We start from the raw sequence: 25,911 nt of genomic DNA on the forward strand, positions 1-25,911 counted from the left end.
TCACAGTATGCGAGAACTTTTTTACGAAAATCTAGTGAATATGCCATAAGAATATGATATCACAAATGTACTGATTTTACTTCATTTTACTATAATTATGCTCATAATCAAGGTTCCGTTGTCGTTGCTTCAGTAGGTGATGAAGGGATGGATTTACAGAATCAAGATGAATTAAAAAACTATCTTGGTAGTTTAAGAGGAAAAGATTATAGTCAAGTTGATGGAACTGTACAAGATATTCCGGCTGAATTAGACAATGTTGTTACAGTTGGTTCAGTAGATGATAATGATCTTGTATCTAGTTTCTCAAATCAAGGGAATGGCGACATTGATATCTATGCAACAGGAGGTGGAAGTCAAGCGCTTTCTAAAGTAGGATATGATAAATGGGTAGCTGATAAATTATATGAAAAAGAATGGATTCTTGTTCCAACGCTTGAAGGAAAGTATACATATGCATATGGGACTTCAATTTCGACTCCTAAAGTCTCTGCAGCTTTAGGATTGATTATAGAAAAGTATAATTTGAAGGACCAACCAGATGAAGCTATTCGAATTTTATATGATAATTGTTTTCTTAGTAATAATGGAAACAATGGACAAATTAGGCTACTAAATATTACAAATTTTGTGCAATAATAGTGTAAAATAGTAGTATGAGATAAAAGAGGTACCTAGTATGTATAAGATTTTGGTAGTTGATGATGATTTTGAAATTGTAAAATTGATGCGAACAATTTTAGAAATGAAAAACTATAATGTGACGACTTATCAAGAAGTTAGGCTTCCTATAAAAATAAGTGATTTTGATGGATTTGATTTAATATTGCTTGATGTTATGATGCCAAATGTTGATGGTCTGCAAATCTGTAAACAGATTCGTAAATCAGTATCCTCTCCGATTATTTTTGTCAGTGCAAAAGATTCTGAAGATGATATTGTATCTGGCTTAAATCTCGGTGGTGACGATTATATCACAAAGCCATTTAGTGTTAATCAACTAGTTGCTAAGGTTGCAGCGCATTTAAAACGAGAAGAACGTTATAGAAATGCTGAATCTAATGAATCTGTTATTCGAGAATTACTTCCACTAACATTTTACCTTCAAGAAAAACTCGTGTGTGTTAATGGTGAAGCTATTTCTCTTACTAAAAGGGAATATGATATTTTAGAGCTATTATCTAGTAAGACAAATAAGGTTTATACAAGAGAAGAAATCTATGAATGTGTCTATGATGATGAAGCAGATGCATTATTTCGTTCAATTTCGGAATACATTTATCAAATTAGAGTCAAGTTTGGTCCCTATGGAATTAATCCCATTAAAACAATAAGGGGGATGGGATATAAGTGGAATGATGAAAAGGTATTCAATTAATAAGCGGATTTTAAGGACAGTTCTTGAAATAGTGATTGGTACAGTTGCAAATGTTATTATGTTGCTTGTATTGAGCTACGTTCTTATTTTTACAGGTCAGTTGAACACATATGGAACAGACTATCATATTTCAATTAGTGATAGTAAATCTGCTAACGGTATTAAGAATCAAATGGATTATTCTGTCTTTGATTATGTATTGTTTGATAGCGATAATGGCGAATTGGTCTCTGGAAATTATCAAAAACAGGATTTACAACATTATAAAGAAGTTTTTGATACTGGAAGTTCGGTTAGCGAGGGTTCTATATTGTTTACAAAATATGAAAACTCAGATTTTATTTTGGTTATTAGAAGACCAACAATGCCCGAATTTGTAAATCGAAACTTTCGACATATTTCCTATAATTTAGTCTCTTATTTGTTTTTTATAGTGCTAGAATTATTACTCATCTCTATCTCTGTTATTAGGCTCTTAAGAGAATTTACAAAAAATTTTCGTCTAATTGAAAAAATATCTCTGAATATGGGAATACCAGGAATGGATATTGGACGTAAAGAAACTGCAATCTTAGAATGTAATAACATTTTATTGACGCTTTATCAAAAAGACGAAGAGTTGACAAAGTTATTAGAAATGGAGAAAAAAGATAAAGAAGATTTGTCATTTCAAGTTACTGCATTAGCACATGATATTAAAACACCATTAACTGTTTTAAAGGGGAATATCGAGTTGCTTGAGATGACTAATCTAGATGAAAAACAATTAGATTTTATGTCCTCAATGAATCATAGTGTTGGTATATTTGAAAAGTATTTTAATTCAATGGTTAATTACTCAAGATTGCTAATTGAGGATAAGAATTATCAGGAAGATATTGAATTATCAAAATTTCTTGATGAATTATCATTAGAATGTCGAGATATTATGTCTTCAAAAAAAATTAATTTTCAAATAGTTAATGAATCCCATACCAGAGTGATTAAAGGAAATCGTCTCAACTTAGATCGAGCTTTGATAAATATCTTATCTAATGCGACTAGATTTTGTTCAGAAGAGGGCAAGGTGGTACTGACTATATCTGAAAGTTCCAACTTTATCAGTTTTGAGATTTGGAATAATGGTTTACCATTTACAGAAGAGTCTCTTAAAGATGGAGGAAAACTTTTTTACACAGAGAATAAAGGAAGAAATGATAAGCATTACGGAATAGGACTTTCATTTGCTCAAAAGATAGCTATGAGACATCAAGGTCAATTAATACTCTCAAATCCACAAAATGGTGGTGCACAGGTCACTTTATTAATTAAAAAATTTTAGGGGCTGGTCAAAAAGCCTAATATAAACAAAACCGCATGAAATCTTTCATTTAAAAACGTTGATTTTATGCGATTTTTTATTTCGAAAATTTGAAAAAATCAAAGAGATATCGACTTTTTGCTCAATTTTTTTCTGAACAAATACTGAAATTTCTTTTGTATTATAATAAAAGAAATGGAGGCAGAAAAAATGGAAGTTATCATTCAAAATCTAAGAAAAAGCTATAAAGACAAAGAGGTTTTAAAAGACGTTTCATTTAAAATTGAAGAAGGTACTATTTGTGGTCTTCTGGGAGTAAATGGGGCTGGGAAATCCACCATTATGAAAATTCTTTTTGGGTTAGAAAGAGCTGATAGTGGAGAAGTCATTTTCAATGGAAAGCATAAGGATATTGTAGAAGAAAATAGATTTGATATTGGAGCGTTGATAGAATCTCCTGCTATCTATTTGAATCTTTCTGCATTTGACAATTTAAAAACACGAGCATTGCTACATGATATTCCAGATGAAAGAATTTATGAGGTACTTCAGTTGGTTGGTTTATCTGATACTGGAAAAAAGAAGGCAGGGCACTTTTCATTAGGAATGAAGCAACGACTTGGTTTAGGAATGGCAATTATTACCAATCCTGATTTATTAATTTTAGATGAGCCAACTAATGGTCTAGATCCAGATGGGATAAAAGAATTGCTAAATTTAATTAGGGATCTAAAAAAATCTGGAATGACAGTCCTCTTGTCCAGCCATCAACTAAGTGAAGTCAGCAAAATTGCGGATCAAATCGTTATACTGAATCAGGGCAAGATTTTTTACGATGATATTAATAAGAATTCAAATGATTTAGAAAAACTATTCTTTAGAATTGTCCATGGAGGTGATGGAAATGACTAATATTTTTAAATCTGAGTGGCTGAAGCAAAAATCTAGTTCTGATAAAAAATTACTAATCCTTATTCCTTTGCTAGCAATTTTTATAGCTTTCATACTAGCAGGACCTCTCAATTTAGAAAGTTTTTCAATTTATTGGTGGGAGGGAGGATTCCTTTTCACTCTCCTTGGGTTATTGTTTTTAGCTGATTATAGCGCGGAGGAGAATGCAGGTGCGTTTCAAAATATTAGCTTGGGTAGATATACGTTTACTATTTATTTAGCGAAGATACTGTTGAAGTTCAAGGATGTTTTGATTTCAACCTTTATTTTTACGATAATATTTTATGGCATCTCATTTCTTTTTTCAGGTGTGATATCAGTAGACATTGGTAAAGATTTGATTTGTTTATTACTTATTGGTGTTTCTTCTGCTTGGGTATTACCACTATTATATTTTCTAGCAAAGTGGATAAATCCCTACTTGTTGTTGGCTACAAATTCTCTTATTTGCTTATTAGTTGCTCCTCTAATAGCTCAGACATCGGTTTGGTTCATATTTCCTTATACTTATCACTATAAAATTGCTTATGCTCTTTTACATTTAAAACCCTCAGGTGATTTAGAGGCAGCATTAAGTGGAGTTGAAATATCGACAATTTTAATATCAGTATCTCTTTCAATCTTAGTTTTTGTGAGTTTCCTTAGTTTGTTGAAGTGGAGGATAACTAATGAACAAAATTCTAAAAAGTGAGTTGCTAAAGTTGAAAGGCTCTCTTACTTTAAATCTTATTTTAATTTTATCAATTATTCAATTATTCACAATTCCTCTTTATTTACAGTTTACAAATAATTCAGTTGTAATTGAAAATATCATTTTTTTACCTATGTTAGGATATTGTATATTAGCATCAATTTTCTCTATTTTTCTTCATGAACAAGAGGAAAAAGCAAATTTCTTTCAAAATATTAAAAGCGAAAAAAATAGTGGAATTATTTGGGGAATAAAGCTTATTTCGACAGACTTACTTATGGTTTTATTGGGAGTTCCAGTTTGGATAGTGGTAGGAGTTGAATTTAATAGACTCTCTTACTTTGCGTATGTTGGTGTGATTACTTGGTTATTATTAGTCTTACTTAACCATTTCCATATGTTACTTAGTCTTATCATGGGAAAGGGAGGGAATCTAGTAATTTCTTTTATCGAATGTCTGTTTATTATATTTGCAACCAATAAAGTATTTTTAAATAACTTCTGGTTGCCTATCGTTTTACCTGTTAATATGATCCTAGAAATTGGGAAAAATGAAATTATTATGATTCTAGTATACTTAATTGGTTTTATCATATTATCGTATTTTTGTAATTTAGCTGTTATGAATAATGTTGAAATTCAAAAAATATGTAAAAAGAGGTAAATTGGTTAGAGGTCACTAAAAGAGTAGAATACAACAAAATTCAATAGATAAAAAGCGAATGACAGCATATTTTGAAATCTAAAGATTGCAGATCATCCGCTTTTTATGTCTATTTTATTATCTTTTCAAGACAGTATTGTTCATGATATTTTAAAAATATCAGACTTTTTCAGCAGTTTCATTGGTCAACTATCTTTTTATTTAATTGTCCAGAGTATCAGTATAAATATTTCATGCATTCTAAATAAAAAATTTGTTCATTCTCTATAATTATGAACAAATTCTGAACTAGGTATCTTACAATATATTTGTTCGAACAAAGAAAAAATAATTGGAGGAATTTTATTATGAACAATGAAGATTTTAATTTGGATCTTGTCACAATCTCAAAGGAAAACAACTCAGGAGCTTCACCTCGGGTAACTAGTAAATCATTATGTACTCCTGGATGTAAGACGGGTATTTTGATGACCTGTGCAATCAAAACTGCAACTTGTGGTTGCCATTTTGGATAAAATTTATTTGTTTAGTAACTATCTTTTTGCAAATCTTGACTAAGAAAGAAAGGGACTCTATATCTTTTCGAGTAAGGTCCCTCTAAATATTAGAATATTTGTTTAGGATATTACTCTTTAGACGAATATGTCTATTGCTAAAATAAAGGTAGTGGATAGTAGTCTACTACCTTTATTTTTATAAATTTCCAAAATAATATTTGAAGATTTATAAAAATAATTTAGAAGTTGGAGCTGCTAATGGAACATAAATATACTACAAATAATTTTTTGGTTCGTAATGCAATCATTGGAATACATGAATTGTTGGAATGTGATTATAATTCATTTTTAGAAACTATAAGAGAGAATAAGATATTCCAGGAGCAACTATTTGTAGCTAGCAGGAGTTTATATGAATCGCTTCAAAAATATTATAGTGGTGATTCAATGAAAAGGAAAAAAATCAACCAATTATCAGAATCTGTATATAAATATTATAAGCGTAGTAAGGAGCGCTCAACACCATTTGGTTTATTTAGTGAAACTTCAATAGGTTCATTTTCTTCTACAGAGAAATTAAACTTGAATGGAAAAACATTAAAAAAAGTACTCTTGGATTCAGAGTGGTTAATACGTCTAGTTTTTAAGATTGAGAAGGAATATTCTCGAGAATTAGCCTATAAAATAAATCCAGCCAACTATCAATTTGGAGATAGAGTTGTTCAATTGTTTTCTATAAATGATACTAAAATTGAAGAAGTCAACATAAAGTTCACTAAAGTTTATCAACTTATTGATGAGCTTTGTTGTGATAAATATGTATATTTTAACTGTATTATAGAAAAACTTGTTGAATCCTATGGTGAAGAGTATCGAGATATTGCAACATCATATATCATGAGTTTGATTGATAGTCATTTTCTAATTTCAAATATTAATTCAGAATTAATAATGAATTTTAAGTTTGAAGAATTCATTTCTAAAGTCAAAGAAATCGATAAGCAAAATCTTTATTATTTTAAACTAATAGCAATTAGCAACTTAATTGTTGAATATTCTGAATTGGAAATTGGGGATGGGATTGAAAAGCTTAAAGAAATCTACAAGTTAATGTCATCGTTAGTTGAAACCCCTAATTTTCTTCAAATTGATCTTTATAATGATGGTCAAATCCAATTAGGTAATGAAAATAAAACTCAGATAGTAGAATTTGCTGAGTTTCTAGTAAGTAATTCAGATCATGTAAAGCGTACTTATTTAGATGATTATAAAGAAAAATTTTTAGATAAGTACGGAGTAAATAGAGAAGTTCAGTTGATGGAGTTGTTTGATTCTAATTTAGGAATTGGTTCTCCATATGGATATCAGCACCCCAAAAATGATTTCTGGGAATCTTCGCCTTCTACTGTATATTTTAGTGAAAAAGAAGAATTAGAATATCTCAATAATTTTGAAAAAGCCTTAGAAACAGGTGGAAATATTCAACTTTATAATGAAGAAGATTTTTTTAATCAAGACAAAGATAAAATCAATCTAGGATTTGAGTTGTTCTTTTATGTTAATAAAGTAGATGGTAAAAGCGTACTAAGCTTAACTAATACAGGATGTTCTAAGAATTTAGGAGCTAGCTCAGGCAGGTTTTCTATTCTATCAGATAAATTGGAACATTATCATCAAACTATCACTCAAATTGTTGAAAACAATAATCACGTATCAGGGTATAACTCTTGTGAAATAACATTTTTACCAGAGAATCTTCGTCATGCTAATGTTATGCGCACAACAAATGTCAGAGAAAAAGTATTATCACTTTTTACGAATATAGATAAGAGAAGTCAAATTTTATCTGATATATATATTGGTATTGATTCTAAGAATAGTTTTTATGCTAGAAATTTCAAAACTAAGGAACTCTTAAAATTTTATAGTACAAATATGTATAACCAAATGATGTTTAGCAATGAATTACGGTTTTTATGTGAGATAGCTCAAGAAGATCATTTCGGAATATTCCCTTGGGAGATGGTTTATCAAAAATTTTCTCATATTCCTAGAATAGTATTTAAGGACATTATTGTTGCTCCTGAACGTTGGAGGCTTAGTGGAAGGATGTTGTCGAAGGATATTCATCAGATTATTCTTGAAAACAATCTTCCAACAAAATTGTATGTTGATAACAGTGATAATCGAATATTAATTAACCGTAATAATCCACTAGATAATCAACTTTTTGAAGATATTGTAAGAAAAAGTAGTAATAAAAATGAAGAATTATGTCTATCAGAGTGTATTTTTGATTCACACCTTGTAGAGAAGGAATCTACAACTCATATTTCTGATATAGTTGTTCCAGTATTTGCTAAGGATGAAATTAAGGAACCTAGGTACATAAAAGAAATATTACCAGAGGTTATTCCGACAAATGTTAGACAGAAAATACCATTTGATGAATGGCTCTACTTTAAATTGTATATGTCGGCAGATAGGCAAGAGGAATTTCTTTCGGATATAATGCCTCAAATTTTGAAGTTAGTAAATTTAGATGATGGGATGAGCTTCTATATCAGATATACTGATCCAAAATTTCATATCCGACTAAGGATAAGAACGCAGAATTTATATAAAAGTTTTGAAAAAATTCAAGAGATTTTTCAACTCTGCATACAAAACAAGTTAATATCAAATATAGATATTTCAACGTATGACAGAGAAATCGAAAGGTATGGGGGACTAGAAAGAATTCCTTTGGTAGAAGAAATTTTTTGTCTAGATACTGAAATAGTCATCAATTCATTAAGTTTAATTCGGCAGAAAAGATTAGATTTAACCCTAGATGATTTAGCAATAATATTTAACTACTTTTATCTCAAATCATTTTTTAAAGATAACAATAAAGAAATAATACAATTTTTAGAATTTGCTTGTCCAGAGCATTTAGACAGCCAAAATAGAGATAAAAATAGGAATACTGCATTAATTGATTTGTACTTAATAAAGGGATATTTAATAAATCTTCTTCCAGAACTATCTAAACTATGTCAAAGACTTAAGAAATTATCAGACAGTTGTATTCAATTATCAGATGACTATACATATATCATTTATGATAGTATCATTCATGTACACAATAATCGCTTATTTGGTATAAAGAGAGAAAATGAGACTAAGATTTATGCTATAATTCGCGGATTGATAATCAGTGAAGAATTTAGAAATGGGCACAATCATGGATAAATTTACACTAAAAAATTTTTTTCAAACAATTTTGACAATTCCTAAAACAATAAGATTAATTTTTCGAATAGAAAGAAAATATGCTAGCTATCTAATAATTTTAAACATATTACAATCAATAATTCCTTTAGCAAGCTTATTTATCTATCAAGAATTAATCAATGCTGTTTTAAAAAAAGGAAGTAACATTTTTTCAGTATTAATTGTCTATATATTAATGCAAATGATGCTATCAATACTAAGTCAGTTAAACTCATATATAAGTGAGAAATTTAATATGAACTTGTCCTATAATCTCAATTTGAAGTTATTGAAAAAAACATCATCTCTAAATTTAATAGATTTTGAACAAGCAGATACATACAATCTCATTGAAAATATTGTACAAGATAGTACATATAAGCCGTTCCAACTTTTCAATGCTATCATTGGTGTGATTACAGGGTTTCTATCTTTATTAACAAGTATTATTTATGTGTCCACTTGGAATGTGGCAGTATCGACTTTTTTACTGATAATTCCTGTTATTTCCTTAGTAATTTTTATGCGTGTTGGCCAGCTAGAATTTTTGATTCAATGGGAGCGAGCAAATTCGGAGAGGGAAGTTTGGTACATCAATTATCTTCTTACTCATGATTTTTCATTTAAAGAGATTAAACTAAATGGTATTAGTCAATATTTCATTGATAAATATGGAACATTGAAAAGAAATTTTATGAATCAGGATTTGAATATTTCGAAAAAGAAAGTTCTTTTCAGAGGAAGTTTGGATATTTTATTGAATTTTATTAATGGTATAGCTATTTTTATGATGATACAGTCAATTCAAAGCGGTAAACTTTTAGTAGGTAATTTTGTAAGCCTTATTCAAGCAATAACTCGTGTAAATACCTACTCACAATCTATGATCCAAAATACTTATATCATCTATAACACAAGTTTATTCATGGAACAATTATTTAAATTTTTTGATATGGAAGTAAGTAATATCTCAATTCAGAATAGTAGAATCTCAAGAATTGAAAAGCGCATTGACAAAATAAAAGTCAATAATCTCTCTTTTATCTATCCAGGAAGTGTCAAAAAAACTTTAGAGGATATTAATGTTGAGTTTAATAAGGGTGAACTTGTAGCAATTGTGGGGAAGAATGGTTCTGGTAAGAGTACCTTAGTAAAATTACTATCGGGATTATACCAACCTTCAGAGGGTCAAATATATTATAATAACGAATCTAGTGATGTCCTAGACTTGAGTTATTATCAAAATAATGTTTCTGTTCTTTTTCAGGACTTTGTGAAGTTTGAATTATCTGTGAGAGAAAATATTGGCCTAAGTGATGTAAACAGTATATCTGACTCCAAAATAAAGAAACATATTGATAACTTAAAAATAAATTTCTTAACCGCAGAAAACAATTTCAACCTTAATCAACGTTTAGGGACCTGGTTTAACGATAGTAGACAAATTTCAGGAGGACAATGGCAAAAAGTAGCATTGGCTAGGACTTTCTTCAAGAATGCAAGCATATACATTTTGGATGAACCAAGTTCAGCGCTTGATCCTGTTTCAGAGAAAGAAATATTTGATGAATTTGTAACTCGTTCTAGAGATAAGATTGCTTTGTTTGTGTCACATAATCTAATGGCTGCGAGTAGAGCAGATCGAATTATAGTTATGCAAGATGGACGAATTATTGATGAAGGAAAACATGACGACCTTATAAGTAAATCTAAATATTATAGGGAACTTTACTATTCAGAAAAGTACGAGGAGGAGTCTGATGGATGAAAATAAAGTTATTATTGATTTATCTGAGAAAGTATTTGCTAAATTTGATGAGCAGTTAAAAAGATATGCTGAACAACCGAATTATGATTTATTGACCTTGTCTTCTGGTTTACCTGGATTGATATTATTATCTTCAGAATTGACAAGTTTAACTAGTGAAAGAAAATACTCCGCTAGAACGGGTAAATATGTTAACTTTATGGTTAAACAAATGAGAAATTATGGTGTTTTATCGGATTCTTTATTTTCAGGAGTTTCTGGAATTGGAATAAGTATACTTCATTTAGTTGAAGAACACCCAGAATATCATAACTTATTGATTAGTTTTAATGAGTACATTAAGTACTATACGTTAAGTAAGATTGAAAATATAGATATTAAGAAAATCTCTCCTACAGATTATGACATCATAGAAGGAGTATCTGGAGTATTAGTTTATCTTTTATCTCAGGAGCAAGATGAAAATGATTATATAATAAACAGAATTATCAATTTCTTATCTGAGTTTTCACTAAAAAATTCTACTTTAACAGGCTTCTATGTGGAATCAAAGAATCAAATGTCCAAGACAGAGTCTAAGCTTTATCCGTTAGGATGTCTAAATTTTGGTTTAGCACACGGCCTTGCGGGTGTTGGCGCAATGTTGTCTTATTCAAAATTAAAAGGCCATTCTAATGAAAAATCTATTGCAGCAATCAAAAAAATTATAATGTTATACGAAAAACACGAGTTAAAAAATTATATGTGGAAAGAGGGATTAAGCGATATTGAACTAAAGAAAACAGAAAAAAGCAATTTACAGTATGAATTTATTCGAGATGCGTGGTGCTACGGTAGCCCAGGAATTAGTTTACTATATCTGTATTCAAGTTTGGCTCTAGAAGATAAGAAACTAAAATCTAAAGCTTGTAACATCTTGAAAGCATCCATCAGGAGAAGTAATGGTTTGGAACAATCTATTTTATGTCACGGATTTTCTGGAGCAATTGAGATTTGCCTATTTTTTAAAAAAATTTATAAAACAACTGATTTTGATGACTGTATAAAATCTCTTAAGGAAAAGTTAATTAGTGATTTTAGAGAAGACATGACATATGGTTTTAATACTACCGCGGAATTTGAAAATATAAAAACAAAAGATAATCTTGGTTATTTAGATGGAATAATTGGAATTCTGTTAACAATGATCGAACTAAATAACTTAAAGGTTACAACAAATTGGCAAAGGGCACTCTTATTATTTGATGATGTTATAAAGGAGGTGAAGTAGCATGAGGAAAATTTTATTTAGCTTAGTTGTTCTTATTGGAATTTGTACTTTAGTTGCATGTAGATTGGTAGACAATAAAACAATAGAGTTTCATGATCAATCATTTAATCAATTTACATATAAAGGAAATGATTATACAATCATGAATCAAATTGTTGATGAAAATGATCTAGGTACTGTGAAGGAATCTTTTTTTAAAACATTAGTAATTGATAGAAATAGCCAGAAAGTTGTTACTAAAAGTAATAGTGATACAGTATCATTAGCATATAGTGGGCTCTATAATTTTAGTGATGGTTTAGCTATTTCTATAAATGATTCTTATTATAAGGTTTCTTTGAGTTCGGATGTGCAATCCAATAATGAAATGCTGAGCTTGGAAGAGTTCAATAATAATTCAGCAGGTGGGGAACTTGCAATTGATCCATCTGATTGTAGGATAGTTAAATTTAATAATAAAAAATTTCGTATTTCATCTGATATTGTATCTGATGATAAACTAAAAGAATTTCTAGGAGTAATAGCAGATTCAAAAACATTTATTTTGAATACGGGACAAGAAATTTCTAAATCGGAACTAAATAAAATAGATTATTCTGGTTCTAATTCTAATGAAAAAAGAGAAGTTTGGGATTACGGAGAAGTTTATTTGTTAGCAGAAGAAGGAACCATAGCTGTTGAGATTAATAATGAATTTAGAATAGCGCGCATAGAATAAATTATAGATTATCTAGGTATTACATTGCTTATATAGCAAAATATCTTATTGTTACCTACTAAACAGAAACTTATTAAAATATAGATCAGCAAGTTCAGAAGAGCTTGCTGTTTTTTGGTACATATAATTTTTTTTGGAACAAGAGCACCATATTTTCACTCTTATAGTGAGGAGAACTCCTTGATTTGATAAAAGTGAGAAATAGCTATGGTTGAGATAAGGAGCCCTCCTTTTATGACTAAGAAAAAATCATAAACGGAGGCTGAAATGAAATATTATATTCACGTTAGAGGTAGTAAAATCCCCGTAACAGAAACGGTTTATAAAAGCTACTGGCAATTGGTCAATCACGAGAAGTATCTGAATAGAAAAGATAGGAAATTTGGAGTATTACCTTTTTCATCATTTGAAGTAGATGGGTTACTGCTAGCAAATGTACTGCCTGATACAACTGTTGATGTTGAACGTTTTATAGAAAACAAGCTCCTTATTGAGCAACTAAATGAGGCTTTATTAACCTTATCTGATAAAGAGTTTAAAATCATTGATGCTCTGTATTTTAGAGAGCATACCATCAGAGAAGTAGCAATAGAGCATGAGATGTCTGCGACTAGTCTATTTCGGATGAGAAATACAATTTTGGACAACCTACGAAAATTTTTTGAAAAATAAGGAAACAGGAGACTAAAAAATTCACTCTTTATAGTGAGAGGAATTTTTAGTCTCTTTTTGCCCTTTGACAATTGAATAATTCTAGGTGGGACTTTATTTATTTGTTGAGCAATAGAATGTAATGCGCCAGGAAATGAGCGGAAATCATTTATTCAAAAATAGGATGGTGACCTATCTGCCATGACACAAATAATGATAATGATACTTCTGACCGTTCAGGCTGCCAACGTAAAAGGACAGCGGGTGAAATTCCCATGATTGATATAACCAGTCATATCCACAGAGAATAACTAAGAGTAACATGTTATCAGGAGGGTAAGTTTTGGAACAATCAGTAGTAAAATATAGTATGCAACTTTCAATGCTTAATTTTTTATATTCCAGAAATATGTTGACTAAAAAGGAATATGAAAAAATTAAAAATAGACTGCGCATTAAGTACACAAATTAGCTGACCTTTTGATTTGAACGCGGTAATATAGAATCAAAAGGAGGAATTTCAGTATGAAAAAAAATAATGTTGAAATAATAAAAGCTGATTCTTTAGTTCGTCGTAGAGGCGACAATTTCGAAAGAGAGTCAAAAAGGGTTGCTGCTTATTGCCGAGTTAGTTCTGATAGCGAAGATCAGAAGAACAGCTATGAATCTCAGGTGAGACATTATAAAGATTATATCTCTCAGCGGTCGGATTGGGAACTGGCAGGTATCTATGCAGATGAGGGGATTTCAGGAACACAAGTAGGAAAGAGACAAGATTTTCAACGATTAATAAATGATTGTGTAAATGGAGAAATAGATTACATTGTCACAAAGGCAATTGCTAGATTTGCCAGGAATACCCTAGATACTTTGAAATATGTCAGAATGTTAAAAGATATGCAAATTGGAGTATATTTTGAGGAAGAAAATATAGATACCCTAACAATGGATGGAGAATTGCTTTTGACTATTCTAAGCTCCGTTGCACAGCAAGAAGTAGAAAATACATCTGCTCATGTGAAAAAAGGATTAAAAATGAAGATGCAACGTGGTGAATTGATAGGGTTTCAAGGATGCTTGGGGTATGACTATGATGTAGAAACCAAGCAACTTTCAATCAATAAAAAAGAAGCCAAAATAGTTCGCTATATCTTTGAAAGGTACTTAGAAGGTATTGGAGGAAAAGTAATTGCAAGGGAACTTGATGAACTAGGTTACAAATCGCCGAGAGGATTAGATCATTGGAATGATACAACAGTCTTAGGAATCATAAAGAATGAAAAATATAAAGGCGATATTCTAATGGGCAAAACTTTTACAGTGGATCCAATAAGCAAGAGACGTTTAAGTAATTTTGGTGAAGAAGATAAGTACTACATCAAAGATAATCATGAACCTATAATATCTAAAGAAGACTTTGAGAAAGCTCAGGAGATAAGACTTCGTCGAGCAGGAAATAAGAAGACTGCTGCAAATGTAAATGGCAAGCGTGAACGCTATTCAAAAATGTATGCTTTTAGTAGCATGTTAGAATGTGGTTTTTGTGGTTCAATATTATCTAGAAGAAGTTGGCACTGCCGTTCAGATTATCGCAAGGTTGTGTGGCACTGTGTTACATCGATAAAGAAAGGAAAGAAATTTTGTAAGCATAGTAAAGGATTAGAAGAGCTCGCTATTGAGGGGGTTTTCATGGAAGCTTACAGACAACTCTATCATTCAAATGAAAACTTAATGACAGACTTACTTGAAACGATTGAATCTGAATTGAATGACAATAGCCTTAACAAGGAACTAAAAAGGATTACAAACAAACTTCGAACATTACTAAAAAAAGAGGAAAATCTTGTAAATCTAAGGCTAGAAGGGAAAATTAGCGATACCATATACAATGAAAAGTACAATGAAATTTCCTCAGAAAAAGAGTTTCTAGCAGAAGAGAAGGTAAATATTGAAACAACCTTAAAATCAGAACTAGATGTAAAGAAAAGACTAACTGAGTTTAAGCACTTGCTATCTTCGCAGAAAATGCTTACGGAGTTTGATCGTGCAGTTTTTGAAAGTATTGTTGAGAAAATTATTGTAGGTGGAGTTAATAGCGACGGAGAAATTGATCCTGCAATGTTAACCATAATATTCAAAACAGGTGAAACTCAAAACAAGGATGGTAAACAATTTAAAAGTAAACGTAAAAATGCTAAACTAGAAACAGATAAATTGTGTCCTCAAAACAGTGACGAGGATAAAAAAATGTATTCTCAAGGACCAGACAACACACGTCGAGACGGTAGTATTGATGTCAAGGGTTGAGAAGTAGCGGCTGGAAATGGCTTGGTATGGCGGTATTTTGAAGATTTTAGGGAGTTGGAATTTTTTGGTTCTGGCTCTCTTTTTTGGTTGGGGGGAACATATCAACGAGGGAATTTTGATAGTTTGGTAGGTAAATCGGATAACGGTATAGTTGGGTAGGTGGTTAGGATGTTTTAGATTTAGAACAACCCTGCTTTGTATACACCTGAGAACGTTTCCGTGATATAATTATAGATAATTTGCATTTTATCTGGTGAGGTGAATAGGATGAGTGATTCAATGGAAGTACGTAAGCAGCAATATAAAGATTGGGCCAAAGACAATCTTGGTGAAAAAACCGGAATTTGGTATGCACCATACCTAGAAAAGCTCGGTTCCTTATTGAATAGGTTTGGATTGGGAAGTAGCTATTTTGAGAATTTTTTCTACTACAAGACCTTTGATGAGTTTAAAGAAGTTTATCAGAAAATTACTGGAGATACGGATAGCTCACTATCGGAAATTTTGAAAGGGAAAAGGAAAAATTACACAAAAGAGTTTGTTGAGATTAATGAAACATTTAAACAACAATATGCAAAAATGGAATACGAAAATGGAACTCGGAGTCAACCGACAAATTATGGTGGAATAGCTCAGCTAGGAACGATTTTGAGATCTTACCTGAAATTTTTGTTCTACGCTGATAACCCAGAAAAGACGTATCCAAAGAAAGAACAAAAAACATCAAGTTTAGACGGTCAAGTTGATGATAGTGTGAATTACTGGGTTTATGCTCCAGGTGATGATGCTAGACTTTGGGAGGAGTTTTATTCCTCTGGAGTCATGGGACTTGGTTGGGATTTTTTGGGTGATTTAGAACAATATGAAAATAGGACTAATGTTGAGAAAGTTATCTCGAAACATCGGAATGATGACAAACGTCCGACAAATGATTCAAAGGCTGTTTGGGACTTCTATAAAGAAATTAAGCCTGGCGATATTGTGTATGCAAAGGCGGGAGTGAAACGCATTGTTGGGAGGGGTGTTGTCACAGGAGATTACTATTTTGATAATCGAGTTTCAGAATATAAGCATCGTCATACCGTTGATTGGACGAGTAAAGGTTTTTGGGATTTGCGAGAACAAGTTGCACAAAAAACACTGACTAACTTCAACGATTATCCCGATTTTATTGTCTATATGGATCAGCTCATCAATGGAGAACCAATAAACGAAAAGACACATTTGATTAATGAATTCAGAGTTTGGCTCTCACAGCAAGTACAACAAAATGGTGAGTTGCTGAATGACAAAACCATCACTCAAAAGATTTCTTCTTTGAAGGATATTGAAAAAGAGTTCAATGTATTGATTTTCGGAGAAACGGATACCGAAGCATTGAAGAATATAAAAGAAACGGTTCTCAATGATGACAGCTATGACCGATACAAGGGTGTTTCAGGAAGTTCCATTGATTATTACATTCGCTACGTTGAATCAAGACCATCAGCGGTAGAGAATGAATCGTATTCTAAGGAAGATTTTCTTTCTGAGGTGTTTATCAATGAAGATGAACTTGGAAAGCTTCAATCTGTCTTGCAAAATAAGAAGAACCTAATTTTGAAGGGTGCTCCCGGAGTTGGGAAGACTTTCATCGCTGATAGATTAGCTTATCTCATGATGGAGGAGAAGGATGACTCACGAATTCAGATGATTCAATTCCATCAAAGCTATAGCTACGAGGACTTTATAGAAGGCTATCGACCAAAAGCAGATGGAGAAGGATTTGAATTAAAACAAGGTCCATTTGTTAAGTTCGCCCGAAAGGCTTCTCGAGATCCTGAACGTGAGTATTTCTTCATTATTGATGAAGTCAATCGTGGAAATATGAGTAAGATTTTTGGGGAACTCATGATGTTGATTGAAACAGATAAGCGTGGAAAATCAGTCAACCTGCTTTATTCAAATGAAAAGTTTTCAGTCCCTTCAAATCTCTATATTATAGGAATGATGAATACAGCTGACCGGAGTCTTGCATTGTTGGATTATGCCCTGAGACGGAGATTTTCTTTTTACGATATAGCACCTGCATTTGAAAATTCAACCTTCCTTGATTATATCAACAGTATTGGTTCGCCAGTTATGGTTCAAAAAACAATCGATACCATCAAATCTCTCAACAAAACGATTACAGAGGAACTCGGGAAAGGATTTCAAATCGGTCACAGTTATTTTGTTAGCGATGCATTTACAGTTGATGCGGAATCAAGGCTTGTTGAGGTTATCGAATATGAGATAATTCCTCAGCTCTATGAGTACTGGTTTGACGATGAGGAAAAAGCTGAGGTTTGGGCGAATAAATTGAGGGCGACCTATTATGGAGAATAATTCTAAAATCCCGATTCAGAATATTTATTACATGCTCTCATATGCTTATCAGACATTAGGCCTATCAGAATATCAACGTATGGATGTGGAGCAGTTCCGTAACGTAAAAGACTTGTACACTGAGATTTTGAAGGTTGGTTTGCCTGCTTTAATTCGAGGAGGTCTAATTAAAGATTACATTCGAGAATCTGATAAGACAACAGTCATCAAGGGGAAAATGGATATTAATGCATCTATCAAACGTAATGCACTTGTCGATAAGAAGCTAGTCGTATTATATGATGAGTTTTCTGAGGACGTGCTTCTGAATCAGATTTTAAAGGCCACAATTGATTATCTCAGTAAGAGTCCTGATATCCCAAAGTATCATAGGAGATTCTTCTTCGGTTTATTACCGTATTTTGCCGAAGTAACCGAAGTTGAACTGAATCTAGGACTATGGAAGAAAGTTTGTTATAATCGCCAAAATATACGTTATCAGTTCCTTATTGATGTTTGTAGATATTTGTATGAAGAGTTGCTCTTGGATGAGTCATCAGAAGAACATTGGTTGAGGCAGGTAGAAGATGAGCAGAGGTTATCATCGCTTTATGAAAAGTTTGTATTTGCTTTCTATAAACGTGAGACCGATTATATGGTTACACACCCGCAGATTCCATGGATTACAGGAAGTGGCTTCACGGATGCATTGCCGGTTATGCAAACAGATATCGTTCTTAAGAATGGAAATAAGACACTAATAATCGATACAAAGTTTTACTCTGAAAATATGGCAACAAAATATGCTGGTGGCAACGCCAAGCAGAAGAGTGCAAATTTATATCAGCTGTTCACCTATATAAATAATTGGATTCCTCAAGATGGAGAGGTCGTTGGTGGAATGCTACTATATGCAAAGACGACAGATGAACCTCAACCAAATCATCATTATGAACTCAATGGAAATAAAATTAGTGTAGTGACGTTGGATTTAAATCAGGAATTTGCCGCCATCAAGGAGGAGTTGTTAACTCATGCGAAATCATATTTTTATTCACAATAGCACAAGTGCCACCTTGAAGAAGTAAATACAAGGAAGCAACTAGAATTAAATTAGTATTTCTAATACTAAAAAAAAGTTTTTGAAATTCTATATTGACGTATGAGGAAAATCGTGATATGATATCTTTGCTGAAAGAAAAAATTGCTTGGGCATTGAGCCCAAAAAATTTTAGTCCTATGAATTTAGTATTCTTATTACTAAATGATGGTATAATGAAAACAGGGAATGGAGGGTTTATATGCCTGAGAAACTAATATGGAAAATTGCAAATGATTTTCGTGGAAAGGTTCGAGTAGAAGAAGTGTCAGGGCTCTTTGCTGGTCTTGCCCTTTTGAAGTTTTCTAATCGTAATGTGATTAAGAATCTGGTACTCCAAGATAAAACGGCATTGGTGCATTCCTTGTCTGAGTTAATTGAGTCAGATTCATATGGAATGTTGAAGGGATTACCTATGAAAATTGAAGGTATCATTTCTTCAATTCCTGACAGTAAATACCGTGAGATCCTTAAGGCTACGAACGAATTTGAAGCTAAGATGCTTATTGAGGCAGCGCTTATAATCGAAGTTGAAGGTTACGGAGCTAAACGTCAAATGGGGACAGTGATGACCGCTCAATTTATCAATCAGATAATTGTTGGGCTTGCTGGTGTTGAAAAAGGAGATTATGTATTGGATCCAACTATGGGGACAGGAGGAACTCTTGTAGAAGCACTAAAAGAGTCGCCAGCAAAAGTAGTTGGGCAGGAGATAAACGAAAGAATTGCAACTTTAGCATTCATTAAACTCATTGTTTACGGGGCGGATCGTTCGAGTTTAGAAGTGTATATCGGTGATTCGTTGGCGAATCCCCACTACTTAGGAAGTAACCGCAGATACGATAAAGTCATTCAAGTACCCCCATTTGGAATGCGTTTGATGCAAACATTGTCTGATGATGTATATGGGCGGTTTCCGTTTGGCCCATTGACCCGCTCATCTGGAGACTGGGCATTTGCAAGCAACGCAATTTCCTCCCTAAAAGTAACTGGAGGTAAAGCTGTAATCGTTGTTCCAAATGGTGCATTATTCCGAAGTGGTCCGGATAGTGTCATTAGGCAATCTATTTTAGATTATGACTTGATTGAAACAATCATTTCATTACCTGAAGGAATGTTTACTGGGGCAATAGTTCCAACTTCCATATTGGTTTTTAACAATAATAAGGAAGAAATGGCAGAGAAAAGAATCCAGTTTATCAAAGTTACCGAAGACATGATTACTATTCAAAATAGGCGTGAAAGAATACTTTCTGAAGCGACTGTTAATCAGATTTTAGAAGTTTATCGTACAAAAGAGGAAGTAAAATATTTTTCTGCAAATGTTCCATTAAACGAGATTAGAAATGCGGACTTATCGGTTGATTCATATGTGGTTCAAGATACCTATGATATTGATGGCATGGAAATAAAAGTTGACTTCCATCAATTTGACGAGATGGATACAATTCCACTAGGAAAGATTGCAAATATTGGACGTGGCTATAATCTGACGAGAAGCAATGAAAGAGAAGATGGCGATTATCAGGTAATCCGAATTTCAGATATATCCGAAGAAGGAATAAACTACGAAAATCTCATTAGAACCACTTCTGAAGGCGCAAGGATTGATAACTACACTGTACGTAAGGGAGATTTGCTTCTGAGTGTCCGTGGAACTACTAACAAAGTTGGGCTTGTGGACCGGGAACAAGATAAGTTGCTTGTCAACGCAAATTTGGTAAGGATTCGACCACTAAAAGGTTACCTTTCGGAGTGGTTGAAACTATATTTTGAAAGTCCGATGTCTCAAATACTCTTAGAACGTATTTCTAAAGGGACAACAATTAGACAAATTAGTATTCATGATTTGCGTGATTTTCCAATTCCGAAGTTAACTTTGGAACAACAGCAGCAAGCGTTGAATAAATATAAGGAAGAAATGGATGAAATTGAACGGCAGTTAACCGATTTGAAGGCAAAAGAACATCACGTTAAGCGTGATTTCTATAACTCGATGGGAATCGCAGAAGCGTTCCAAATTGTTGATTAAGAGGAGGATATGAAATTGGCAAAAACAAATGCAAACTTAGGGTTTGAGAAAGAATTATGGGCAGTAGCAGATAAGCTACGTGCTTCAGGGAGTATCTCTGCTGCAGATTATCGGAAAGTTGTAATCGGACTCATTTTCTTAAAGTATGTGTCTGATACTTTCGAATGGAAATATGATGTGCTTGTTGCAGAAGGCGAAGGATTTGAAGAAGAAAAAGATGCCTATACAATGGAAAATATCTTCTTCGTGCCAAAAGATGCACGGTGGTCGTATATTTCATCGAAGGCTCACACGCCAGAGATTGGTCAGGTCATAGATGACGCCATGCGTGCTATCGAAAAAGAGAACAAGTCATTTAAGGGAGTTCTCCCAATGAACTATGCGAATTCAGATTTGGATAAGCAGACCTTGGGTGAAGTGGTTGACATGTTTACGAATAACATCAACTTACGAGACCATAACGAAGAAAAGGACTTGTTGGGGCGTACTTACGAATACTTCATTGAACAATTTGCAGCACATGAAGGGAAAGGTGGCGGAGAATTCTATACGCCAACTTCTATCGTAAAAACAATTGTTGCTGTACTTAAGCCATTCAAGGGGCGCGTGTACGATCCGGCATGTGGATCTGGAGGAATGTTTGTTCAATCCGCAAATTTTGTCAAAGAACATTCTGGCAAAATTGATGACATCTCCATCTATGGTCAAGAGGCAAATGCTGATACTTGGAAAATGGCCAAAATGAATATGGCAATTCGAGGGATTGAAGCAAACTTTGGCGAGTACCAAGCAAACACTTTCACGAATGACCTGCACAAAAATCAGAAAATGGACTACATCATGGCGAATCCCCCATTTAACATCTCTGATTGGGGAGCTGATAAGCTGAAAGATGATAAACGATGGGTGTATGGAACACCACCAAATAGTAACGCCAACTATGCATGGATTCAGCACATGATTTCTCATCTTTCGCCAAATGGGAAAATCGGCCTAGTTCTAGCAAACGGTTCACTTTCAACAAATCAAAGTGGTGAAGGTGAAATCCGCAAGAAAATCATTGAAGCAGATTTGGTTGAAGGGATTGTCGCATTACCAACGAACTTGTTTTATAGCGTAACTATCCCTGCATGTCTGTGGTTCATTTCTCGGAATAAACCACAGAAGGGCAAGACTGTATTTATTGATGCACGTAAGATGGGAGAGTTGGTTGACCGTAAACACCGTGATTTCAGCGAGGAAGATATTGCACGTATTGCTGATACATTTGAAGCTTTCCAAAATGGAACGTTAGAAGATAAAAAAGGCTTCTGTGCAGCAGTAGATACAGCTGAAATAGCTAAACAGGATTATATCTTAACACCTGGTCGTTACGTTGGCATTGAAGAACAAGAAGATGACGGTGAGCCTTTTGAAGAAAAAATGGAGCGTCTTACTTCTGAACTATCTGAAATGTTTGCTCGCTCACATGAGCTAGAAGCAGAAATCAAAGAACGATTGGGGGCGATTGGGTTTGACATCTGATTATAAAACAACATCATTAGGTGCTGTGGTAGATTTTATTGCTAAAGGCATTCCGCCAAAGTACACTGATGAAAAAAATGAGAATTCTATTGTTGTGTTGAATCAAAAAACTAATCGTAACTTTCAGATTGACTATTCTGTTGCTAGACTAAACGATTTAACAAAGAAAAAGGTTGCGGCAGAAAAACTTCTAAAAGATAACGATATCCTTATAAATTCAACAGGAGTAGGGACAGCAGGGAGAATTGCACAGCTATTTTCTGTACCAGAGCCGACTACAGTTGATGGACATATGATTATTCTTCGAGCAGATTGTAGAGAGATAGATCCGATATATCTTGGATATGCGCTGAAATCACAGCAGCCTAAAATTGAGAGTCTGCAAGAAGGCTCAACTGGGCAAACTGAGTTGAATAGACAAAGACTGTTGGATGAGATTCAAATATCTTTTCCAAAAGATAGGGGGAAACAGGAAGCGATTGGATCAATATTCTTAAGCATTGATAACCGTATCGAACAAAACAAAGAGATAAATCATCATTTAGAGCAGGTAGCGGTATCAATTTTCGATGAAATGTTCCCAAACGTTAACTCTGGTGAACACACAATCGGTGAGTATATTACACCAAAGCGAGGTAAAGGCCTATTATCAAAGAATGCAGTTGCCGGTTCAATCCCAGTGATTGCTGGTGGACTTCAACCTGCAACGTATCACAATACTGCAAATACTAAGGCGCCCGTTGTCACAATTTCGGCATCTGGAGCAAATGCAGGATATGTTGGTTTGTGGAACACATCTGTTTGGTCCTCTGATTCATCTTTCATCGATTCAGTAATGACTGATAATGTTTACTTTTGGTATATCATGCTTTCAAAACGTCAACAAGAAATCTACGATATGCAGACAGGTTCTGCTCAACCACATATTTACCCCAAGCATATTTCAATTATGCCAACAATTGAACTGGAGCAGAGTTTAGTTGACGAATATAATTCTCGTGTTACACCTTTGTTTGAGACTATTGGTGCTAACACATTACAAAATAGAAAGCTAGAAGAAACCCGAGACTCTTTACTTCCAAAATTGATGTCAGGCGAACTCACCTCGGCTGACTAAGCCGCTAAATGATGATTTAGCAACTATCCCTCACCTTGCTTCCGGTGATAAAATATAGTAATTATCAAATTTAGTGGAGGTTAAGATGAAAGATAAAGTGATTACCGAAATTCAAACAAAAATGGCTCATGTTTTGAATAATGAGCAGTTAAATATGTTGCAGAAAGTGATGTTTGGCGTTTTACAGAGTGTTGAGCTAATACAGAGTTCTTGTGAGGATACCCAAGAAATCAGCAACAATGGGTTATTAAAGGCTTTTTTATCAGCAAAGCGCATTGAGGGATGCTCGGAGAAATCCCTCAAGTATTACGAAACTACGATAGGAGCAATGCTAGGAAAAGTGAATTTGACAATTCGTGAAATATCAACTGACTCATTGAGAGGTTACTTAGCTGATTATCAACTTGAACGAGGATCGAGCAAAGTGACGATTGATAATATGCGAAGAATTTTTAGTTCATTTTTTGGTTGGCTAGAGGATGAGGATTATATCCTGAAAAGTCCGGTTCGTAGGATTCATAAAATCAAAACGGACAAACCAATAAAGGAAACCTTTTCTGATGAAAGTTTGGAGCTACTGCGTGATGCCTGCGATGAGGTACGTGATTTGGCGATGATTGATTTGCTTGCATCAACTGGTATGCGTGTTGGAGAACTTGTCCGCTTGAATCGGGAGGATATCAACTTTCATGAGCGAGAGTGCGTTGTTTTTGGGAAAGGCGGAAGTGAGCGAGTAGTTTACTTTGATGCTAGAACAAAAATACATCTGTTGAACTATCTAGAGTCTCGAACAGATAAGAATGTGGCATTATTTTCAACTCTTGCTTCTCCGCATGAAAGATTGCAGATTGGCGGAGTCGAGACACGGCTTCGTGAGATTGGCAAGCGGGCTGACTTGAATAAAGTTCATCCCCATAAGTTCAGAAGAACACTAGCTACTAGAGCTATAGACAAAGGAATGCCTATTGAGCAAGTTCAACACTTGCTAGGGCATGTGAAGATAGACACAACCATGCATTATGCGATGGTCAATCAGGCGAATGTGAAAAATTCGCACAGAAAATTTATAGGATAAGGAGTGATTTGAAATGGCTAAGAATTGGTCAAATATTAGGCTTGGTGATATTTGTCAAACGAATAAAAGTACATATTCACTTTCTGAAAAGTGGGATTATGTAAACTACCTTGATACAGGAAACTTAACTCAAGATAAAGTCAGCGATTACCAGCATATTGTGCTGGGACAAGATAAATTGCCCAGTAGGGCAAGAAGAAAGGTTGAGGTCGATGATATTTTATATTCAACCGTGCGGCCAAATCAACTTCATTATGGTATTGCAAGAAAGCTACTTCCGAATACGTTGGTCTCGACTGGTTTCGCAGTAATAACAGTGGACAAGGAAAAGGCAAATAGTGACTTCATATACTATTACCTGACACAAAATGATGTAACCGAAACTTTACAGGCAATTGGCGAGCAAAGCACATCGGCTTACCCATCAATAAAACCAAGTGATATTGAAAATTTAGAAATAAGCTTGCCTACACTAGAAGAACAGGAAGTTATTGCACATACACTTCGAAGCCTGGATCAAAAAATCGAGGTTAATAGAGAGATAAATCATCATTTAGTGGCTTAATCAGTGACTGAAACTTCGCCAGACATGAGTTTGGGCAATAGTGAATCTCTTGCTTTGATTAACTTATCGTTCTCTAAGATATTATTACTAATCTGTTCAAAAATTGGCATCGTTATCTTTGAAAAATCATCAAGCACTTGAGATGTTGGTAGATATACTTTAGCTTTCTTGAAAATATCTTTACGGTAAAAATCTCGAGCGCTGCCGCTGGACCAACCACGGACCTGATCGTTAATTCGTTTGACATTGAAGTGAATAAACGATTCTGGGATCTCTGGAATAATAGACCTAAAACGCCACATATTTTGATTTTGCAATGAAGGGGTATTCAACTCGGTTATTAAGCTGATTTTTCCAACACTTGCACCAACCATTACTAGTACGGTATCAAACTTATTTAGGACAAAATTACGATATTTGGCGTCATTGTAGAACTCTGAAGGCAACATAATCAAGTCATTATTATTTACGTATCCATTATCGAAGTTAGTCGTACGAATCATTCGTACTCCATCAGAAACGTAGTCTTTGCTTTTGAATGCGTAACCGTTTTGCACGGTTGATATTTCATCAAAGTCAACTTCTTTCCATTCTGAGGGTAAAGTGCCACCAAAAGGTACATAATCAACAAACCAAGAGTTGAAAATAGCTTGTACTATGACCGATAAATGATGATTTATCTCTTTGTTTTGTTCGATACGGT

21 protein-coding genes and 1 pseudogene are annotated in these 25,911 nt (G+C 33.5%); 21 read left to right on the forward strand and 1 reads right to left on the reverse strand.

Going from position 1 to position 25,911, the window contains the following annotated elements:
• Positions 1–93 precede the first annotated feature (93 nt).
• From G574_RS0100005 to G574_RS0100110, 21 genes and pseudogenes are all read left to right on the forward strand, one after another.
• Positions 94–639: pseudogene (locus G574_RS0100005) on the forward strand (S8 family serine peptidase); the annotation flags it as partial.
• A 40-nt stretch (positions 640–679) separates the two neighbouring features.
• Entirely contained in the window at positions 680–1,378 is a 699-nt protein-coding gene (locus G574_RS0100010) for a response regulator transcription factor (protein ID WP_000276752.1), read from the forward strand.
• Positions 1,356–2,699, forward strand: a complete 1,344-nt coding sequence (locus G574_RS0100015; protein ID WP_029690399.1) for a sensor histidine kinase — start codon at positions 1,356–1,358, stop codon at positions 2,697–2,699. The genes G574_RS0100010 and G574_RS0100015 overlap by 23 nt, the downstream gene beginning before the upstream one ends.
• A gap of 189 nt (positions 2,700–2,888) precedes the next feature.
• On the forward strand, positions 2,889–3,590 hold the full coding sequence (locus G574_RS0100020; protein WP_000452012.1) for an ABC transporter ATP-binding protein: 702 nt from the start codon (positions 2,889–2,891) through the stop codon (positions 3,588–3,590).
• Entirely contained in the window at positions 3,583–4,320 is a 738-nt protein-coding gene (locus G574_RS0100025) for a lantibiotic immunity ABC transporter MutE/EpiE family permease subunit (protein ID WP_000181737.1), read from the forward strand. The genes G574_RS0100020 and G574_RS0100025 overlap by 8 nt, the downstream gene beginning before the upstream one ends.
• A complete protein-coding gene (locus G574_RS0100030) occupies positions 4,298–4,984 on the forward strand; it encodes an ABC-2 family transporter permease (RefSeq protein ID WP_029690400.1) in 687 nt (228 codons plus the stop codon). Before G574_RS0100025 ends, G574_RS0100030 begins: the two co-directional genes overlap by 23 nt.
• A gap of 347 nt (positions 4,985–5,331) precedes the next feature.
• Positions 5,332–5,499, forward strand: a complete 168-nt coding sequence (locus G574_RS11150; RefSeq protein WP_001058290.1) for a gallidermin/nisin family lantibiotic — start codon at positions 5,332–5,334, stop codon at positions 5,497–5,499.
• 240 nt (positions 5,500–5,739) lie between these two features.
• Positions 5,740–8,715 carry a lantibiotic dehydratase gene (locus tag G574_RS0100035; protein ID WP_029690401.1) on the forward strand — a complete coding sequence of 992 codons (2,976 nt, stop codon included), beginning with the start codon at positions 5,740–5,742 and terminating at the stop codon, positions 8,713–8,715.
• Positions 8,708–10,504: an ABC transporter ATP-binding protein gene (locus tag G574_RS0100040; protein ID WP_037590483.1), complete on the forward strand. Its 1,797-nt coding sequence runs from the start codon at positions 8,708–8,710 to the stop codon at positions 10,502–10,504. The genes G574_RS0100035 and G574_RS0100040 overlap by 8 nt, the downstream gene beginning before the upstream one ends.
• Positions 10,497–11,774 (forward strand): lanthionine synthetase C family protein, encoded by a 1,278-nt coding sequence (locus G574_RS0100045; protein ID WP_029690403.1) that lies wholly within the window; start codon positions 10,497–10,499, stop codon positions 11,772–11,774. The genes G574_RS0100040 and G574_RS0100045 overlap by 8 nt, the downstream gene beginning before the upstream one ends.
• A 1-nt stretch (position 11,775) precedes the next feature.
• On the forward strand, positions 11,776–12,492 hold the full coding sequence (locus tag G574_RS0100050) for a NisI/SpaI family lantibiotic immunity lipoprotein (RefSeq protein WP_001226539.1): 717 nt from the start codon (positions 11,776–11,778) through the stop codon (positions 12,490–12,492).
• Positions 12,493–12,759: 267 nt separating this feature from the next.
• Positions 12,760–13,164, forward strand: coding sequence for a sigma-70 RNA polymerase sigma factor region 4 domain-containing protein (locus G574_RS0100055; RefSeq protein ID WP_000878635.1), 405 nt, complete (start codon positions 12,760–12,762; stop codon positions 13,162–13,164).
• A 349-nt stretch (positions 13,165–13,513) separates the two neighbouring features.
• Entirely contained in the window at positions 13,514–13,615 is a 102-nt protein-coding gene (locus G574_RS11960; RefSeq protein WP_306341358.1) for a hypothetical protein, read from the forward strand.
• 53 nt (positions 13,616–13,668) lie between these two features.
• Entirely contained in the window at positions 13,669–15,450 is a 1,782-nt protein-coding gene (locus G574_RS0100060) for a recombinase family protein (RefSeq protein WP_029690404.1), read from the forward strand.
• Positions 15,451–15,717: 267 nt separating this feature from the next.
• Positions 15,718–17,817: an AAA family ATPase gene (locus G574_RS11710; RefSeq protein WP_051130504.1), complete on the forward strand. Its 2,100-nt coding sequence runs from the start codon at positions 15,718–15,720 to the stop codon at positions 17,815–17,817.
• Entirely contained in the window at positions 17,807–18,859 is a 1,053-nt protein-coding gene (locus G574_RS0100075; RefSeq protein WP_029690406.1) for a 5-methylcytosine restriction system specificity protein McrC, read from the forward strand. Before G574_RS11710 ends, G574_RS0100075 begins: the two co-directional genes overlap by 11 nt.
• Before the next feature lie 238 nt (positions 18,860–19,097).
• Entirely contained in the window at positions 19,098–20,927 is a 1,830-nt protein-coding gene (locus G574_RS0100085) for an N-6 DNA methylase (protein WP_029690407.1), read from the forward strand.
• 9 nt (positions 20,928–20,936) lie between these two features.
• Complete coding sequence (locus tag G574_RS0100090) at positions 20,937–22,451, forward strand: class I SAM-dependent DNA methyltransferase (RefSeq protein WP_029690408.1); 1,515 nt, start codon at positions 20,937–20,939, stop codon at positions 22,449–22,451.
• Complete coding sequence (locus G574_RS11160) at positions 22,441–23,568, forward strand: restriction endonuclease subunit S (RefSeq protein ID WP_084677557.1); 1,128 nt, start codon at positions 22,441–22,443, stop codon at positions 23,566–23,568. The genes G574_RS0100090 and G574_RS11160 overlap by 11 nt, the downstream gene beginning before the upstream one ends.
• 85 nt (positions 23,569–23,653) lie before the next feature.
• Complete coding sequence (xerA, locus tag G574_RS0100105) at positions 23,654–24,643, forward strand: site-specific tyrosine recombinase/integron integrase (RefSeq protein WP_029690409.1); 990 nt, start codon at positions 23,654–23,656, stop codon at positions 24,641–24,643.
• A gap of 13 nt (positions 24,644–24,656) precedes the next feature.
• Positions 24,657–25,208, forward strand: coding sequence for a restriction endonuclease subunit S (locus G574_RS0100110; protein ID WP_029690410.1), 552 nt, complete (start codon positions 24,657–24,659; stop codon positions 25,206–25,208).
• Here the strand turns inward: G574_RS0100110 and G574_RS10600 are convergent.
• Positions 25,205–25,911, reverse strand: a 707-nt coding sequence (locus G574_RS10600) for a restriction endonuclease subunit S (protein ID WP_037590525.1), incomplete at its 5' end; no start/stop codon positions are given. The two genes, G574_RS0100110 and G574_RS10600, sit on opposite strands and share 4 nt — an antisense overlap.

It is taken from the genome of Streptococcus hyovaginalis DSM 12219, assembly GCF_000420785.1.
Classification (GTDB): domain Bacteria; phylum Bacillota; class Bacilli; order Lactobacillales; family Streptococcaceae; genus Streptococcus; species Streptococcus hyovaginalis.